This is a genomic window from Kribbella sp. NPDC003505, from assembly GCF_040610875.1.
In the GTDB taxonomy this organism is placed as follows: Bacteria; Actinomycetota; Actinomycetes; order Propionibacteriales; family Kribbellaceae; genus Kribbella.
This window is the reverse complement of record NZ_JBEXNA010000017.1, coordinates 1-15,719: the sequence shown is the minus strand read 5'-3', so window position 1 is coordinate 15,719 and position 15,719 is coordinate 1. Positions and strand designations below refer to the sequence as shown.

Below are 15,719 nucleotides of genomic sequence, written 5' to 3'. Positions count from 1 at the left end.
CAGTCTGCCGAGCTGCTTACACCCACCCAACGAACCGCACGAGGCCATTCCGACACAACCCGCCGATTTCCCTACGCCGACCCGCCGGGACCGTCGGTGCGCCAGGTCCGCCAGAGCCTGCCATAAACACGGTCCGCGCTGACCAGTTCGTCGTGGGTGCCCAGCTCGACGAGCTCACCGGCCTCCATGACAGCGATCCGGTCCGCGTCATGCGCGGTCTGCAGGCGGTGGGCGATCGCGATCACGGTGCGACCGCGGAGCACCGCGGCCAGCGACTGCTCCGTTCGGCGTGCGGTCCGGGGATCGAGCAGCGCGGTGGCCTCGTCCAGGATCAGGGTGTGCGGATCGGCGAGGACGACACGTGCGAGCGAGAGCTGCTGGGCGCCGGCGTCGTCGAGCGTGAAGTCCTGGCCGACTTCGGTGTCCAGCCCGTCCGGCAGCTCCTTCGACCAGGTGGCTCCGACCGCGTCCAGCGCGGCGTACAGCTCGTCGTCGGTGGCGTCCGGCTTGGCGATCAGCAGGTTGTCACGCACGGTGTCGTGGAAGACGTGGTGGTCCTGGGTGATCAGTACGACGTGTTCGCGGAGCTGATCGGGCGGCAGGTCGGCCACCGGCACGCCGCCGATCGTGACGGAACCGGTGTGCGGCCGATCGAGTCCGGCCAGAAGACGGGCCAGCGTCGACTTTCCCGCTCCGGAGGTGCCGACGACAGCGAGGCGCTCGCCGGGTTCCACCGCGAGGTCGATGCCGTGCAGTACGTCGCGCGCCCCTGTGTAGCTGTAGTGCACTTCGCTGACCTGGATCCGGTCTCCGGTGCTCCCGCTCTGCGAGGCGGAGCCGGACTCCTCGGGAATGTCGGCCAGGCCTTCCACGCGGGCGTACGAGGCCGCGGCACCCTGGAGCTGCTCGATCCAGAGCATCAAGGTGTCGAGTGGGCCGACGAGTTGCCGGAGATAGATCGTTGCGGTGACAACGATTCCGAGGCTGACCAGGTCGTTCAGGTAGAGCGCACCGCCGACCAGCAGGACCCCGACGACGGGTAGCGCGAGGGAGATTTCGGCCCACGGGAACAGCACTGTTCGCAGCCACAGTGCCCAGAGGCGCGCGGTTCGTGCTTCGGCGATGACGGCTTCCGTGGCCTCGGTACGGCGATGTTCCAGCCCGAGCAGCTCGACCGTGCGGGCGCCCTTCGCGGTGCCGGCGATCACGTCGGCCATCTCCGCTCCCGTACTCGCAACGGCAAGGTAGGCCGGCCTGGCACGACGCAGATACCACCGGACGGCTGCTCCGACGCCGATCAGGCACACGAGCCCGCACAGCCCGAGCCACACGTCGAGCACGAGGACTGCGACGACGAGGAACAGGGCGTGAACGATGGCCACGAGCACCTCGGGGACCGCCGAGCGCAGCGTCATCGCGACCAAAGACGCGTCGGTGCTTCCGCGCGCGATCAGGTCTCCGGCCGGGAGATGATCCGCCGCGCGTGGCGGCAGCGCCAGCGTCCGCTTCAGGAACCGTTCGCGTACGCGAGCCGCGGTGCGTTCGCCGTACCGGTAGCCGAGCTTGAGAGCCCACCATCCCAAGACGGTCTGTACGACGGTGAACACCAGCGCGCCCAACGCGAGCCGGTCGACCGTACCGAGCACGTCACCGGATCCGGCCTGGATCGTGTCGATGATCCGGCCGAGCAGCCAGGGGCCGACCAGACCCGCCGCGGAGGCGAGCGCGTTGACTAGGACGACTCCGGCGACGGCCTTGCGGTCCGCGCCCAGGTCACGCTGCGCCGCCGCACGTACTTCGCGTGGCGTCGCGATCGGCATCTGGTTACTCATCGGCAGGCCCGTTCTGCGCGCGGGACACCAGGTCGCGATAGCAGAGATCGGTGCGCAGCAGCTCCGTGTGTGTGCCGACAGACGACACCTGGCCGTCGACCAGGACGACGACCTCGTCAGCACGGTCGAGCACGAGCGGCGACGTCGTCGTGATCACCGTGGTCCTGCCCTGTCTGGCGTGACGGAGCCGGTCGATCATGGCCGCTTCGGTGTTGGCGTCGACCGCTGAGGTCGGCTCGACCGCGAGCAGGACGTCGGGCCGGGCGTAGACAGCGCGGGCGAGCCGGATCCGCTGCCGTTGTCCGCCGGACAGGTCGCTGCCGCCGGCGGCAATCTCCGCGTCCAGACCACCGGGCAACGCCTCTACGACGTCCTCGGCGACGGCAGTGTGGAGCGCCGTACGGATGCGGCCGTCATCGGGCTCCAGGCGTCCCGAGACGACCTCACGAACCGTGCCGGCGAAGACCTCCGCGTCGTTGTCCGCGAGAACCAGCCGGCGCCTGAGCTTTTCCCGGGCCACGTCCGCGAGCCGCACACCCGCCCACGTCGTACCTGGCGGGTGCATGCCGACCTGTCCAAGCCGCTCGATCACGGCGCGCGTCTCGGCGGGCCGTGCCGCGACCAGCGCCGTCAACAGTCCCGGGCGAATGACCACCCCTGAGTCGGGGTCGACCAACGGACCCGGTCCGGCAGGGATGGCCTCCGGGGTGCGGTCGTTGTTGTGAGCAACTGGGAGGTTGAGCAGGTCGATGATCCGCTGACCGGCCACCCGGGCGCGAGCGATATCGCTGCTACCTTCGATGAAGAAGCCCACCGGAACGACCAGCACGGCGACGTACCCGTAGACGGCGACCACGTCTCCGATCGTGATGGCCCCGGTGGCCGCCAGCCGCGCCGACAACCACACCACGGTGGCCAGGAACAAGGCCGGCAAGCCCGTCGACAGTGCTCCTACCCAGCTCGAGGGGCCGGCAACGCGGTAGCCACGCCGTACCAGTCGCTGTGACTGTTCTTGGTAGCGCTCGGCGACGAATGTCTTCCCGCCGAGGCCATTGAGGACGCGCAGTCCCGCCAACGCGTCGACCAGCCGGGTAGTGAGGCGACCTTGGTGGCTGCGGTACTCGCCGCCTGTGCGTTCGATGCGGTGCAGCAGCGGGCCGACCGCGACCGCGAGGAGTGGGACTCCGGCGAGGACGACCACGGCGAGCAGTGGGGAGATGGTGAACAATACGACGGCCACGACGGTGTACGCGACGACTGCGCCGACGCCCGGGCCGGTGACGGTCAATGCCTGCGCAACGACGTACACGTCCGCGATGCCGACCGTCACCACCTCGCCCGCGCTCACGTGCCGCGCCAGCGACGCGCCCAGGCGGGACGTGTGCCACACCGTGGCCCGGACCGAGCGAAACGACGCGTCCATGCGGACCTTGGTCATGGTCCGGTGCCGAGCGATTCCCAGGAGCGCGTTCAGGACGGCTACCGCCAGAAGGAGCATCGACCAACCGACGAGCGCTTCCGTGTCGCGGGCGACGAGTCCTTGGTCGACGACGCGCGACAACACCCACGGCGGGACTGCCAGGCCGACCGTCCAGAGGGTGCCTAGCGCGGCGCCTGCTGCGATACGGCGCGCTTGCGATCGGGTGAGCCAGAAGAGGAAGCGGTACGGGCTCGTCAGGTCGGCGGGCGCCGGTGGGCTCCACGTCTCCGGTGTCCTGTCCAACCACTCGCGAACGGCCGCCATGCGGCGATCCTTTCAGCACCAGGGCATCCGCGGATACCCATTTGCGATCGGATTCACAAAGTCGTTGCGTGCGGTCAGCGGAACCTGTCGGGCCGGCAGCCGGCGAGCTCGGGGGCCGGTGATCCGGTGAGGATCTCGTCCGCGGCGAGGCGGCCGACGGCGGCGGCCAGTGTGATCGCCGAGTGCATCACCGCGACGTACAGCCCCTGCGTCCCGGCTGGACGGCCGATGATCGGTTCACCGTCGACGGGCATCGGGCGCCAGCCGACCTCGACGGAGACGACCTCAGTGTCGTCGGCCCCCGCGAACGACGACGCGACCCGGTCGCGGACGCGCTGGGCGGTCGCGTGCAGCGCGGCCTGAGCTGCCTCGCCGCTGTACGCCGTGGGGGCCAGGATCGTTCCGTCGTCGAGCTGGCGGGCCTCCATGTCCGGCGTCGCGACGATCGCTCGGACCAGACCGGGGTGCGCGCGCAACCGGACGAGGATGGCGGGCGACGGCTCGACCGGCAAGGTGACGCCGACGCCGGAGCACAGGGCGACCGCTCCTATGCCGGTGGAGAGGACGACCGTGTCTGCCTCGATGAGACCTGCGGTTGTCTGGACGCCGCTCACGGTGCCGTCTTCTTGGACGAGGGCGGTCGCTGGTGTGCCGGGCAGGAGCCGTGCGCCTCGGTCGCGCGCAGCTGCGACCAGGAGATCGATCGCCGCGACCGGGTCGAACGCGCCGTCGTCCGGGTGATGGACGGCCTCGGCCGGGGGAGTGACGAGGTTCGGTTCGAGCGCCGCGGCGTCGTCGGTGCTCGGGCCCGGGGCCTCGTCGAAGCCGTCCCAGCTGAGCGAGCCTGTCCAGCGGATCGCCAACTGGGGGAGTTCGGCCTCGAGCCGGTGATATTCGTCCAGCGCGAGATACCGCAGCGGCGCCGAGGGCAGGTCGCTGCTGACCGGCCGTCCGATCCAGGCGAACGACGCACGGGTGGCGCCGGATCCGGGCAGACCGGCGTCGATCAATGTCACCTGGCGCCCCTGACCGGCCAGGTGGTACGCCAGCGACGCACCGACGATGCCGGCTCCAACCACAACGATGCCGCGATTCGCCATGCGTGCGTTTCTAGCAGCAGCGCGATCTTTGCGACACCGAGTTATCGGTCTTTGAGCGGGTGCAGACGGACGTTCGCGTACGTCGGAGGCGTACGGGTGAGGTCCAGCACCTCGCCGGTCGTGGAGATGTAAAGGCCTGGCTGGTGCTCTTGCAGCCCGACGGTCGTGCCGGCCCAGTGGTCGAAGAAGAGTTTGCCATTCACCTTCCGCAACCTGGCTGTTCCGTCACGGACCCCACCCACATGGATGGCGTAGGCGGTTCCAGGGACCGTCGACCTCGCCCGTTGCGAGAACTCTGGTGAAGATCTCGGCGGCCAACTTCCACTGCAGTGGATGATCGGTGGAATTCGTCAGCACGACCACTCCAAGTTTCTCGTCCGGTGCCCAATACATATCGGACAGGAATCCGAAACCGCCACCGCCGTGACCGCGCACCGAAATGCCGTCCGCTTGCCTCAGAGCCGTGCCCAGGCCGTATTCCTGACCGTTATACATTTCTTGGAGAAGTTCGGGGGAGAGGAGCGACTCGCCGCCGCGGAGGTGGAACTGGAGGTAACGACAGGCGTCGTCAACCGTCGTGTACAGTCCACCTGCCGCCACCATCGGAACACGGACCGGCAAGCGCGCATACCCTTTGGAATGCCCGATCGCTCGGCGCTCAGCACTCCCGATCACCTTGGAGTCGAAGGATGTCCGCTGCAGTTCGAGCGGGTCGAGCAACGCCCCTCGTGCGAACTCATGGAAAGGTAATCCAGTCACTCGCTGCAGGACATATCCAGCGAGATCTATACCAAGATTCGAATACTCAAACCGTTCACCCACGGGAAATCGGAGCCATGTGTCATAAATGCTTCGGCAATGCTCCTCGAACGATTCTCTGCCGACCAGATAACTCGATCCGACCGGTGCCTCATGGGTGAATCCGGCGGTGTGGCCGAGTAGGTGCCGCAGCGTGATACGACGCTCGGGATCCTGCTCGAACGAGCTATTGACTCGAAATTCCGGCAGATACCGGGGGACAGGCACGTCGAGCTCGACCAGCCCTTCCTGCAGCGCCAGCAGAACCGCCGTCGCGGTGTACATCTTCGAGCACGACTGCACGCTGAACATCGTCTCGCCGTCAATCGGCACGTCACCGCCCAGTCGCGTACTCCCGAACCCAGCGGACCACAGCACCGAATCCGCGTCACAGACACCGACGGCCAGCCCAGGCACCTCGTGCTCATCGACCAACCCAGCCACGCGACGCCGAAGCTCGCCAACCATCCGCTCGGTCAACACTCGATATCCTCCAACGATGAAATCAGCCCTGCGATACAACGGCGACGACTTCTACTGCGACGTGGCGATCCCGGATCCCAGCCGCCTCGACGTCGTACACGAGGACAGCCTGGTCCTGGCGTTCCACCACACCCGCCCATTCTGGACGAACCACATCGTCGCCGTACCGAAGAAACACATCGCATCGCTGATCACCCTGACGCCATCAGACGAACCCGCAGCCCGCCGGCTACTCGAAATCGTCCAGTCAATCGCCGCCCACACAGTCCGAACCACAGGCGCAGCCGCAGTCCTCACCAACCTCGGCACCTACCAGGACTCGAAACACCTACACATCCACATCCACAGCGGCCCCCAGCTCTGATTGACAATTCCGAAGCGCCGAACACGGAAGGACCGAGCGGATCAGCTCGCGCTATCCACGGGCATGCACGGACGGGTTGCCCTTGCGAAAACCATTGGTGCCCGGCTCGCTCCGCTGATGGACTGACGTCCCACCCTGGGTCTGCCGCGTGACGGAGGTAGTGGTCGTGACGGATTACGACGTGCTTGCCGAGGTGTACGAATGGCTCATCTCAGATGCAAAGCTGCCTCCGGCCGAGTTCGCCGCGTCGTTCGATGACGTTCTCAGTCTCCTGCCGTCGAACGCTCATGTCCTCGACTGTTCGTGCGGAACCGGACAGTTGGCGGTTGGCCTCGCCGGTCGCGGTATGCGGGTTGTCGCAACTGACGCCAGCGAAGCGATGGTTCGTCGGACTGCAGAGTTGTCTCAGGAATTCGGGGCATCCGTCCGGACCGTGCGGGCGAACTGGGAAGAGTTGCCCGACCATTTCGAGGACGACACGTTCGACATGGTGTTCTGCGTTGGCAACTCGCTTCACCATGCCGCGGGCGCAACAGGCAGGGGCGCTGCTCTGGAGTCGATGTCACGCCTTCTGCGCCCTGGTGGACGCTTGGTACTCACATCCCGCACTTGGGAACTCGTGAGGGCCAGAGGTTCCCGGCTCGACATCAGAGACCGACTCGTCCGCCGGAACGGTCGCGATGCCGTCGTGGTCTACCGCTGGGAGATTGCGCCGCAATGGGAGGAGGAGCACCACATCGAGATTGCGATCGCGCAAATTGACGCGACTGGCTTGGTTGTTGTCCGCTCAGAGCTGCTGTCCTGCTGGCCCTACCGGTACGAGGAACTCGAAGTCGAGCTGCACCGGGTCGGACTCCGGACGGAAGTGAGCACGTTCGATCCTGAGGCCGAGAACTACACGGTGGTCGCGAGCAAGGCCTAAACACCGGCTCTCAGCCCCTGGCCGCCCGGCCCATCTGTCGTCGGACAGGTGTGACCGCATGTCCATGATCAGCAACTCAGAAGCGATCGCAGCGTGGTCGGCGATGCCGACTGACGCGATTGAGGCGTACGACGATCAGGGCGACTTTCCCAAGCGCCACTTGATGAATGGGAACCTGCTCCGAATGCTGGGGTCCGTCGATGGTCGGAAAGTCCTCGATGCAGGCAGTGGCGAGGGCTATTTGAGTCGGCTGTTGGCGGAAGGCGGAGCTGAGGTTGTTGGTGTGGAGCCGGCTGCCGCACTGCTGGCACGCGCTCAGAGGATCGAGCAGGAGCGGCATCAGGGGATCAGGTTCGTGCAGGCTGATCTCTCGACGTTGCCGGAGTTGGTCAGCCGTTCGATGCAGTGGTCTGCAGCATGGTGCTGCTCGCCATACCTGCCTGGCAGTCGGCGATGGCGGCGTGCGTCGGCGCGCTGAAGCCGGGCGGCCGGTTCGTGTTCTCGATCACTCACCCGGCGTTTGAGAATCTCTACCCGACGTGGCGGGATCACGGTCATTACCAACTTGATCGGTACCTGGATGAGTATGAGATGCCAGAAGGCTATGCACCCGACTTCCACCGCCCGCTGTCGGCCTACATCAACGAGGTCATCGGTCTCGGGTGTCGCGTGATTGAACTGCGCGAACCGAGACTTGATCCACAGGTCGCACGGGACACCGGAATCGAGGCGATCGAGTCCTACGTCGCACTGCCGAACTTCCTGATCGTCAGCGCCGAACGCGACAGATGAGCGCCAATCGCCGGCCTTGCCGCACCCCGCCGACAGCTCGCCGCGACCCCGCAGACGCTGGGAAGTCGCCACAGGGGAGCGATGAGTTGCCGCACCAGATGCAACTCAGCGGGCTTTAGTTGACATAATGTCCGTTATCGGCGCTCTAAGAGTGCGAGTTGCATCAGATGCGAGAACTCGCACCCGGACGATACGACGGGCCCTCTCAGCCAGTTTGCAGATCGGCGTTTCGCCTTGTGCAGCTGCGTTTACGTTGGCGGACAGATCGTGTGGCCAGGCGCACATCCTGTCGTCGCCGAGTCCGCATCGCAGTCCTTCACCGTGCCGCCGCGACACGCCCTGACGTCGGTGTTTGCACTCCATCTTGCATCTGATGAATGATTCCAGCATTCGCCGTGATGTTCTGGAGGTGGGCTTTGGGCAGTACGTGGCTGGTGCCGGGCTCCGCTCCACATCTGTTGCGGGATGGGTCGTCGCGGCTGCTGCGGCCAGACGAACAGGTGTTCGAGGCGATGCTGGCGGGCTGGCAAGACCAGCAGTTGGCGCGGTCGCTGACGCCGGGCACGATCGGGCCGCGGCTGGCGATGGTTCGCCGGTTCCAGGCGTTCACCAACGACTACCCGTGGGCCTGGGCGCCTCGTGACCTGGACGAGTTCTTCGGCGAACTGAGGAGCGGGTCGGCACCAATCTCGGTGAGCACGGTGCGCGCCTACCAGGGCGCATTGCGGCTCTTCTGCGACTTCGCGGCTGATCCTCGCTATGAGTGGACGGCTGTGTGCGAGCGGCTGTTCGGCTCGCATCCGGCCCAGATCTGCTTCGAATGGAACACCGCCGAGCACACCAGTGACTACGAGGGCCGGCCGCAGCGACGGTCGCTGACCAAGGCCGAACTGCAGGGCTTGTTCGATCATCTGGACGACCAGGTGGCGACCTTACGGGCCCGAGGCAACAAAGGCTGGCTGGCGACGCTACGCGACAGCGTAGCGTTCAAGATCTGCTATGCCTATGGGCTGCGGCGCCGGGAGCTGGCGATGCTGGACATGGAGGACTTCGCGCCGAATCCGCACGCGCCCGAGTTCGGAAGCCACGGTGTGGTCTACGTCCGATGGGGCAAGGCGAACAAGGGCGGCCCACCGCGTCGGCGCTCGACGCTGACGGTGTTTCCGTGGTCGGTGGCAGTGCTGGTCGAGTGGCTGAGCGACTTCCGCGGCCCGTTCGACACCGCAGTACGCAGCTCAGCGCTCTCGCCTAGCGAGCGCGGCGGCCGCGTGGATGCTCACAGCATGGGAACCCGGTTTGCCGCCTATCGGGAAGCCGTCGGGCTCCCGCCAGAGATCGGACTGCACTGTCTACGGCACTCCTACGTGACCCACCTGATCGAGGACGGCTACGACCCGCTGTTCGTGCAGCAGCAGGTCGGCCACTCCTACGCCTCGACAACCGCGCTCTACACCTCGGTGTCGTCAGACTTCCGAACCCGCACCCTGCGCCGAGCGCTGGACTCGAGCATCTCCCGTGCACTGGCCAGCAACGAGGAGGACATCTGATGGCAGGTGCGGCCCGACGGCTGGGCTATCACTGGCACTTGCGTCGGCTGATGGCCGCCCACGACATGTGGAAGACGACCGAGCTGACGCCACTGCTGCGAGAGCGCGGTGTCAACCTCTCCCCTGCGCAGGTCTACCGCCTCGTCACCGACATGCCTGAGCGGCTGTCGGTGAAGACACTGGTCGCGTTGTGCGACATCTTCGACTGCACTCCGAATGATCTGATCGAGCCGTACGTCGAGGCAGCCAGGCGACCCGCCGCAGCCGGCGATGCCGCCGTCGTCGAGCTCCGCAAGGAACTGCGGCCGCAGCGCGCCCGGATCGTCGATCCCGACCCTGGCGAGCACTGATGGCGCGGCCGAAACCACCGCCCGATCCCAGGCGCTACTCCCCCTGCGGCCGCTGCGGATTGGCCTACGAGCGAGTGGCCAACTGGCCCGACGGACCGGTCTGTGGCTACTGCTACCGAGCTGCTCACCGAACCCGGGGCAGGTGCAGCCGATGCGGTCACGAGGGCGTCTTGCCGGGTCGCGCCGTCGACGGAAATCCGACCTGCCGTGGTTGCAGCGGCGTCAAGCTGAACCTTGACTGCCGTCGCTGCGGCGCCGAGGAAGAGCTCTATCGGGCCGGCCACTGCTGGCGCTGCGTTCTGTCGCAGGAGATCGACAGCGTACTGACCGGCCCCGACGGCGTGATATCGGATCAGCTCAAACCGGTCGCCGCTGCGTTGCGCGCAATGCAGCGAGCGAACAGTGGACTGACCTGGATCCGGCAATCGCACGTCCGGCAAGCACTTCAGAGACTGGCCAGCTGCGCTGATGGGCTCGACCACGATGCGTTCGACGAGCTACCTGCCTCGCGCACGCGCGAGTACATCCGCGGCCTGCTCATCGAGTATGGAGCCCTGCCGCGACGAGACCGACACATCGACGACTACGCCGAGTGGCTGAGGAGAAAGCTAGCTGCGATCGAGGACGTCGAGGATCGACGCATCATCGAACGCTTCGGACGCTGGCACAATCTCCGCCGGCTGCGGCGGCATGCCCAACGGGACAACCCGACCCACGGCGCGTTCCTGCGAGCCAAGCAGAGCACCACGGTCGCGATCGACTTCGTCGAATGGCTCCGTGTCCGCGGGCTCGCCCTCGGACACGTCAGACAGTCCGATGTCGATGCCTGGTACGCAGGCGGCCCAACGACCCGTGGCCTGGTTGAGACTTTGCTTTACTGGGCGATGAACCAACGGCTCGTCCACGGCATCGCCGTCCCACGACGCGCCGATGACGACGCAGCCGCGACGCTCGGCGATCCCCAACGAATGAACGCCATTCGCCGCATCCTCACCGACGACAGGCTCGCACTCAATATCCGCATCAGCGCAGGCATGGTTCTGCTGTTCGGCCAACCAGTGCACCGGCTCGTCGCCATGCGGATCGAGGACACCGATACCACCGGCACCGTTGTTCGGGTCCGCCTTGGCGATGACGCGCTGGAGGTGCCTGAACCGTTCGGCGACCTGCTGAGGGCTCACCTCGCCGCCCGGCCGAACCTGCAGACCGCAGCACATCGAGACTGTCCCTGGGTGTTCCCAGGCTTCCGACCCGGGCAGCACCTGAGTCCCCAGCACGTGCGAGCGGCGCTCCGGGAGATTGGAGCTCCAGCGCTGGCCAGCCGCACCGCCACCTGGCGCCAGCTCGTCAAAGACGCGCCGCCCGCCGTGCTCGCCGAGGCTCTGGGCGTCTCACCCGCGACGGCGATGCGACACGCCACCTTGGCTGGCGCCGACTTTCTCGCCTACGCAGCCACGCGGACCGCGAACAGGGAGTGAGCCTGAGCATGCGACTTATGACCAGACGATGGGGCGACGGAGACCGCGTTGCTGTCTTGCTGCACGGCATGATGGGCTCCGCCGAGCAGTTCTGGCAGGTCGGGCCTGCGCTGGCTGGCCGGGGCTACCGAGTGGTTGCCGTCGATCTGCCCGGGCACGGCCGGTCGCCGGCGGCTCATACGGCCGACCTCGCTCTATTCGCTGCGTCGGTTGTCGAGACTGTCGGATCGCCGCCTGAGCTCGCACTCGGCCACTCACTCGGCGCCGTTGTCCTCGCTGAAGCGCTTCCTGCGCTCCGCCCCTCGAGGGCCATCTACGTCGACGTCCCGCTCTCGAACGCGACGCCAGCTGACGATCCCGAAGCCCAGGAAGACGCCGACAAGCTGACTGCCCGATTCACGCTGGCTCGAGACAGCCGCACAGTAGACGCACTCAGGATCAGCCGACCGACCTGGTCTGAGAATGACCGACTTGTGGAGGCGAGAGCAGCACAGCGGTTCGACGTGGCGACAGCGGTTGCCCTTGAACTCGCCCACGCGAAGAATCCACCGCCGCGACCGCCGAGCGCCGATACACCATCCCTGGTGATCCATGCGGACCCGAGCCGATTCGTCTCCCAGTCGCGAGCCACGGAGTTGCAGAAACTCGGCTTCGAGGTCCGCTCGGTCCCCGGGGCTGGGCACAGCATCTGGTACGGCCACTTCGCCGATTTCATGACAGCTCTCGACGGCTGGGCCTAGCCAGAACCCACGCCACTTGAACACGAACCGTTACCAGTAGACCCACGGGAGTTGAAGCAGATGCGACTACTCCCTCCTGTCGACGCTGACCGCCTTCCTACATCGCTGCCGAGGGCGCGTTGAGCTGATCGACGGGTCACGAGGGTGGCCAGGTTGCAGTGTTGACGAGTGCGCTCGCGACGCGGATCTGGAGTTCTGCGACGATCAATGGGCTCAGCCCAGAGAGATCAACCCACACGATCTTCCCTTCCTCGGTCGCGAGGTGCTCGGCGGTTTCTGCTACCAGGGCTGCCCAAATCAAGGACTTGCGGGGGGTTTCTGTGTGCAGGAGGTCGCTGACGAGCGTGTCGTACACCGCCAGTTCGAGTCTCTGCCCGGCGCTCGGCGTGGTGGTGGCGTCGGTGAGCCACACGACACATCCGGCCTCCTCGCCGGGCGCGCTGTTGCGGGTTGCGGGGTGAGCGCTCGGCGCGATGCGGGGCGGCGTCCGTTGCTTGTTTCCGGTGAGCGCGAGCCTTGCCTCGGATTGGACTATCGGCGCGACGCCCTCAAGCGCGTTGGCGACGAAATAGCCGTCTGGCCCTGCGGCGGCGATTCGCGTCATTGGGCCGGAAAGTTGTATGCCGTAGCCGTCGTCATGGAGTTCCGTGAAGAGTATCCGCGCCCTTGGATAGAGCCGGCGCAGGTTGCCCAGCAGCTGAGAGCTCACCACCGGGGTCAGAAGGATGTCGGCGGTGTCGGGCGCTGTCTTGATGTCCTGGACGATGTACCCGTCGCCAAGCAACTCGCTCAGGTCCGCGCGCGCCCGAGGAGACATGGGCATCGCAGTGACAACGAGAACCGGCTCGCTCATGCCGACAAACGTAGTTGACCGGGTCGCCCGGCCTTGGGAGGCGTGGGTACTGGGGTGTCCAAACGAACCGGATCGACTGGTAGGAACTGTCCATGCCTGCCACACAGGACCCCGAGCCCGATCAGTACGACGCGTTCGCTGTCGCGTACTCGTCAGCCAACGACAGCAACCTCTTCAACGCCTACTACGCGCGGCCAGAACTACTTCGCCTCTCGGGCGACGTGTCAGGCCTCCGGGTGCTCGACGTCGGATGCGGCGCCGGCCCGTTGGTCAAGCAACTGCAGGACAAAGGTGCCGAGGTCTCGGGCTTCGACGGTAGCGCCGCGATGATCGATTTGGCCCGGCAACGCTTGGGCGACGACATCGACCTCAAAGTTGCAGACCTAGCCGCCCAACTCCCCTACGGCGACAGCGAGTTCGACCTGGCGGTTGCGTCCCTCGTCCTGCACTACATCAAGGACTGGGCGCGGCCGCTCGCCGAGTTGCGGCGGGTCCTGAAACCAGGAGGGCGGCTGGTCGTGGCGACCATGCATCCCACCGTGTACGCCGTGGCTCATTCGGACGCTGACTACTTCGCGCTCACCCAGTACTCCGAGGACTACGAGATGGACGGCCAGACAGTATGGATGACCTACTGGCACCGTCCCCTGCACGCCGTCTTCAACGCCTTCGTCGACGCAGGCTTCCTCATCTCGAAGGTGAGCGAGCCGCCCCCGGCGGCCGACACTCCCCCGGAACTCCTGCCCAACGAGGACGGACGCTCGTTCATCTGCTTCCTCTTCCTCGAACTTACGTCTGCGTGACGCAACTCCCGCCTCTTCAACTCCCGTGCTCACCAGTTAAGTAGGACGAGTTGAAACGGATGAGAGAACTTGTCTCGTCGCTGCCGTGCACGACGACGAGTCGTCTCAGGCAAGTGCTCTCAGCTGAGAGCGTTTGGAGCCCGAACGACGCGACCAGCCGGACCGCCAGACTCCGGGCACCAGCACGCTCGATCTGATAATCGCCTGTGACATCGCTGCGATGGTCCTACAGTGCCGTGATGGACCCCATCGCTGCGCCGCCCGTCGATCTCGACTGCCACGGTCTTCCGGACGCCGCGATTCTTCAGCCCGGTCGAAGAACCCGGATCCGCACCTGGCCCGGCTCGGATTACCCCTTCCTGACCGGCCCACTCCGCGTCGAGGGCGTGAGCCCTGGCGACACCCTTGCGTTCCACCTCCACGCCCTTGAACTGGACCCTGTCGGTCACTACGGCTTCGCCACCACCACCAATCCCCGGGAGCCGTGGGGCGGCGTCCTCCGCAAGTCGGCGAGTCAGGAATACGCCGGCCGCGCCGAACTCCGCGGCGACCGGGCGATTCTCGACGGCCAACACGTTCTACCAGTTGTTCCGATGCTCGGCTGGCTTGGCCTGGTCCGGCCCGAACTGATCGCCGACTCCTGGGACCACGGCGGCAACCTCGACACCAAGGAGTTCGCCCCCGGCTCGATTCTCTATCTCTACGACGAAACGGGGTCCGGCCGATTCGTCATCGGCGACGCGCACGCCGCAATGGGCGACGGCGAAATCAGCGGCCAGGGCATCGAGATCGCCTCCTGGTGCGACCTCACCGTCGAGATTGTCCCCGCCACCTCTCCACACCGTCCCATCGTCCAAACCCCCGATGCGATCGTCCATCTCTGCAGTCGCTTCACCGAGAAAGACGCCTACACACAAGCCATCTCCGACGCCGCCCACCACCTCCGATTCACCCAGCAAATCGGCTTCGAGCGGGCCAACGCCATCCTCAGTCTGATCGCTGACCTCCGCGTGTCGAGCGTCGTCTCCCACTCCCCGACCTACAAGCTTCTCGTCCCGTCGAGCTGGCTAGGCCCGATCGAAGACCTCCTAACCGTTGAGAAGCCGTTGCTCCCCTACACCCCCAGATGATGGGCGCTCGATCCCACGCGTCCACCTACTCCCGGCTCAGCAACTCCCGTTCCTGCCAGTCGGCGCCTCGGTCTATGCCAGGGGCCGTCTGCACTGTGCCAGCGGGACCGGCTGGCTTGTGATCGCCGATGGCGTCAACGGGTAGTACGCGTGATAGCGGCAGCCAGACATTGCAAAGCTCGGCGCATAGAGCACGGGCGGCAGTCCTCGCACGAATCCAACTCGTGCAGGTCATCGGTCAGCCCCGGGTGCTCCCGCAGCTCCTCGCATACACCGGCCCGGGTCACCCCGGGAAGTCGATGTAGCGCTCCGACCTGGTGCATTCGGTCGATCCGAAACTGATCGGCGCATTGTCGAAATCGCAGTCCATCGTGCGAAGGCGAGCATCGCTCTCCGGCCACTGGAAGTCACATCGCGCCCAGGTCCCGGAACCGTGCCCGTTCCTGCAGACATAGATGTTGTCGACAGTGAAGCCGATCTGCCCGAGTGCTGATCTGCCGTCGCTGTCAGTGTCCCGCACGAAGACCACATCACCGTCCCGCTTGATGCACACCGCAGCGTTCGGATGGCTGCCGTCGTTGTTGTCCCACAGACAAAGGTCAGTGCGTGCGCGAACTTCGTCAGCAGTGAGGTCGACCTGTTCACCGGTTCCGCAGTGAAGCCAGTCGTAGGGGCAATCATCGAAGTAGGGGCCCTGACCCCGGTTCTTGGACACGCTGAATCCAGCATCTGCTGGAGAAGCGAGAAGATTGAGAACTATGGCCCGTAAGAACTACTCCGAGC

17 protein-coding genes are annotated in these 15,719 nt (G+C 65.9%); 10 read left to right on the top strand and 7 right to left on the bottom strand.

Features of this window, described 5'->3' with window-relative positions:
• Positions 1-71: 71 nt before the first annotated feature.
• The 5 genes from ABZX12_RS39170 to ABZX12_RS39150 form a co-directional block, all read right to left on the bottom strand.
• Positions 72-1,832 carry an ABC transporter ATP-binding protein gene (locus ABZX12_RS39170; RefSeq protein ID WP_355700536.1) on the bottom strand — a complete coding sequence of 587 codons (1,761 nt, stop codon included), beginning with the start codon at positions 1,830-1,832 and terminating at the stop codon, positions 72-74.
• A complete protein-coding gene (locus tag ABZX12_RS39165; protein WP_355700535.1) occupies positions 1,825-3,576 on the bottom strand; it encodes an ABC transporter ATP-binding protein in 1,752 nt (583 codons plus the stop codon). Before ABZX12_RS39165 ends, ABZX12_RS39170 begins: the two co-directional genes overlap by 8 nt.
• 74 nt (positions 3,577-3,650) lie before the next feature.
• Positions 3,651-4,676 carry an FAD-binding oxidoreductase gene (locus ABZX12_RS39160; RefSeq protein ID WP_355700534.1) on the bottom strand — a complete coding sequence of 342 codons (1,026 nt, stop codon included), beginning with the start codon at positions 4,674-4,676 and terminating at the stop codon, positions 3,651-3,653.
• Positions 4,677-4,717: 41 nt separating this feature from the next.
• Positions 4,718-4,879, bottom strand: a complete 162-nt coding sequence (locus ABZX12_RS39155; protein ID WP_355700533.1) for a hypothetical protein — start codon at positions 4,877-4,879, stop codon at positions 4,718-4,720.
• A gap of 22 nt (positions 4,880-4,901) precedes the next feature.
• On the bottom strand, positions 4,902-5,957 hold the full coding sequence (locus ABZX12_RS39150; RefSeq protein ID WP_355700532.1) for a serine hydrolase domain-containing protein: 1,056 nt from the start codon (positions 5,955-5,957) through the stop codon (positions 4,902-4,904).
• A 16-nt stretch (positions 5,958-5,973) separates the two neighbouring features.
• Here ABZX12_RS39150 and ABZX12_RS39145 point away from each other — a divergent pair, with 16 nt between their 5' ends.
• The 8 genes from ABZX12_RS39145 (at position 5,974) to ABZX12_RS39110 (ending at position 12,150) form a co-directional block, all read left to right on the top strand.
• Positions 5,974-6,321, top strand: coding sequence for an HIT domain-containing protein (locus ABZX12_RS39145; protein ID WP_355700531.1), 348 nt, complete (start codon positions 5,974-5,976; stop codon positions 6,319-6,321).
• 166 nt (positions 6,322-6,487) lie between these two features.
• Positions 6,488-7,243: a class I SAM-dependent methyltransferase gene (locus tag ABZX12_RS39140; RefSeq protein ID WP_355700530.1), complete on the top strand. Its 756-nt coding sequence runs from the start codon at positions 6,488-6,490 to the stop codon at positions 7,241-7,243.
• 58 nt (positions 7,244-7,301) lie between these two features.
• A complete protein-coding gene (locus ABZX12_RS39135) occupies positions 7,302-7,721 on the top strand; it encodes a methyltransferase domain-containing protein (protein ID WP_355700529.1) in 420 nt (139 codons plus the stop codon).
• Positions 7,649-8,035 carry a hypothetical protein gene (locus ABZX12_RS39130; RefSeq protein WP_355700528.1) on the top strand — a complete coding sequence of 129 codons (387 nt, stop codon included), beginning with the start codon at positions 7,649-7,651 and terminating at the stop codon, positions 8,033-8,035. The genes ABZX12_RS39135 and ABZX12_RS39130 overlap by 73 nt, the downstream gene beginning before the upstream one ends.
• Before the next feature lie 500 nt (positions 8,036-8,535).
• A complete protein-coding gene (locus ABZX12_RS39125) occupies positions 8,536-9,582 on the top strand; it encodes a site-specific integrase (protein ID WP_355700527.1) in 1,047 nt (348 codons plus the stop codon).
• Positions 9,582-9,932 carry a helix-turn-helix transcriptional regulator gene (locus ABZX12_RS39120; RefSeq protein ID WP_355700526.1) on the top strand — a complete coding sequence of 117 codons (351 nt, stop codon included), beginning with the start codon at positions 9,582-9,584 and terminating at the stop codon, positions 9,930-9,932. The genes ABZX12_RS39125 and ABZX12_RS39120 overlap by 1 nt, the downstream gene beginning before the upstream one ends.
• Before the next feature lie 170 nt (positions 9,933-10,102).
• Positions 10,103-11,410 carry a hypothetical protein gene (locus ABZX12_RS39115; protein ID WP_355700525.1) on the top strand — a complete coding sequence of 436 codons (1,308 nt, stop codon included), beginning with the start codon at positions 10,103-10,105 and terminating at the stop codon, positions 11,408-11,410.
• A 17-nt stretch (positions 11,411-11,427) separates the two neighbouring features.
• Positions 11,428-12,150, top strand: a complete 723-nt coding sequence (locus tag ABZX12_RS39110; RefSeq protein ID WP_355700524.1) for an alpha/beta fold hydrolase — start codon at positions 11,428-11,430, stop codon at positions 12,148-12,150.
• 136 nt (positions 12,151-12,286) lie between these two features.
• On the opposite strand, the gene ABZX12_RS39105 is transcribed toward ABZX12_RS39110, so the two are convergent.
• On the bottom strand, positions 12,287-13,003 hold the full coding sequence (locus ABZX12_RS39105) for a hypothetical protein (protein ID WP_355700523.1): 717 nt from the start codon (positions 13,001-13,003) through the stop codon (positions 12,287-12,289).
• 92 nt (positions 13,004-13,095) lie between these two features.
• On the opposite strand from ABZX12_RS39105, the gene ABZX12_RS39100 reads away from it, so the two are divergent.
• Positions 13,096-13,806 (top strand): class I SAM-dependent methyltransferase, encoded by a 711-nt coding sequence (locus tag ABZX12_RS39100; protein ID WP_355700522.1) that lies wholly within the window; start codon positions 13,096-13,098, stop codon positions 13,804-13,806.
• A gap of 239 nt (positions 13,807-14,045) precedes the next feature.
• Positions 14,046-14,936: an acetamidase/formamidase family protein gene (locus ABZX12_RS39095; protein ID WP_355700521.1), complete on the top strand. Its 891-nt coding sequence runs from the start codon at positions 14,046-14,048 to the stop codon at positions 14,934-14,936.
• Positions 14,937-15,219: 283 nt separating this feature from the next.
• Here ABZX12_RS39095 and ABZX12_RS39090 read toward each other — a convergent pair whose 3' ends face one another.
• Positions 15,220-15,651, bottom strand: a complete 432-nt coding sequence (locus ABZX12_RS39090) for a hypothetical protein (protein ID WP_355700520.1) — start codon at positions 15,649-15,651, stop codon at positions 15,220-15,222.
• Between the last annotated feature and the right edge of the window lie 68 nt (positions 15,652-15,719).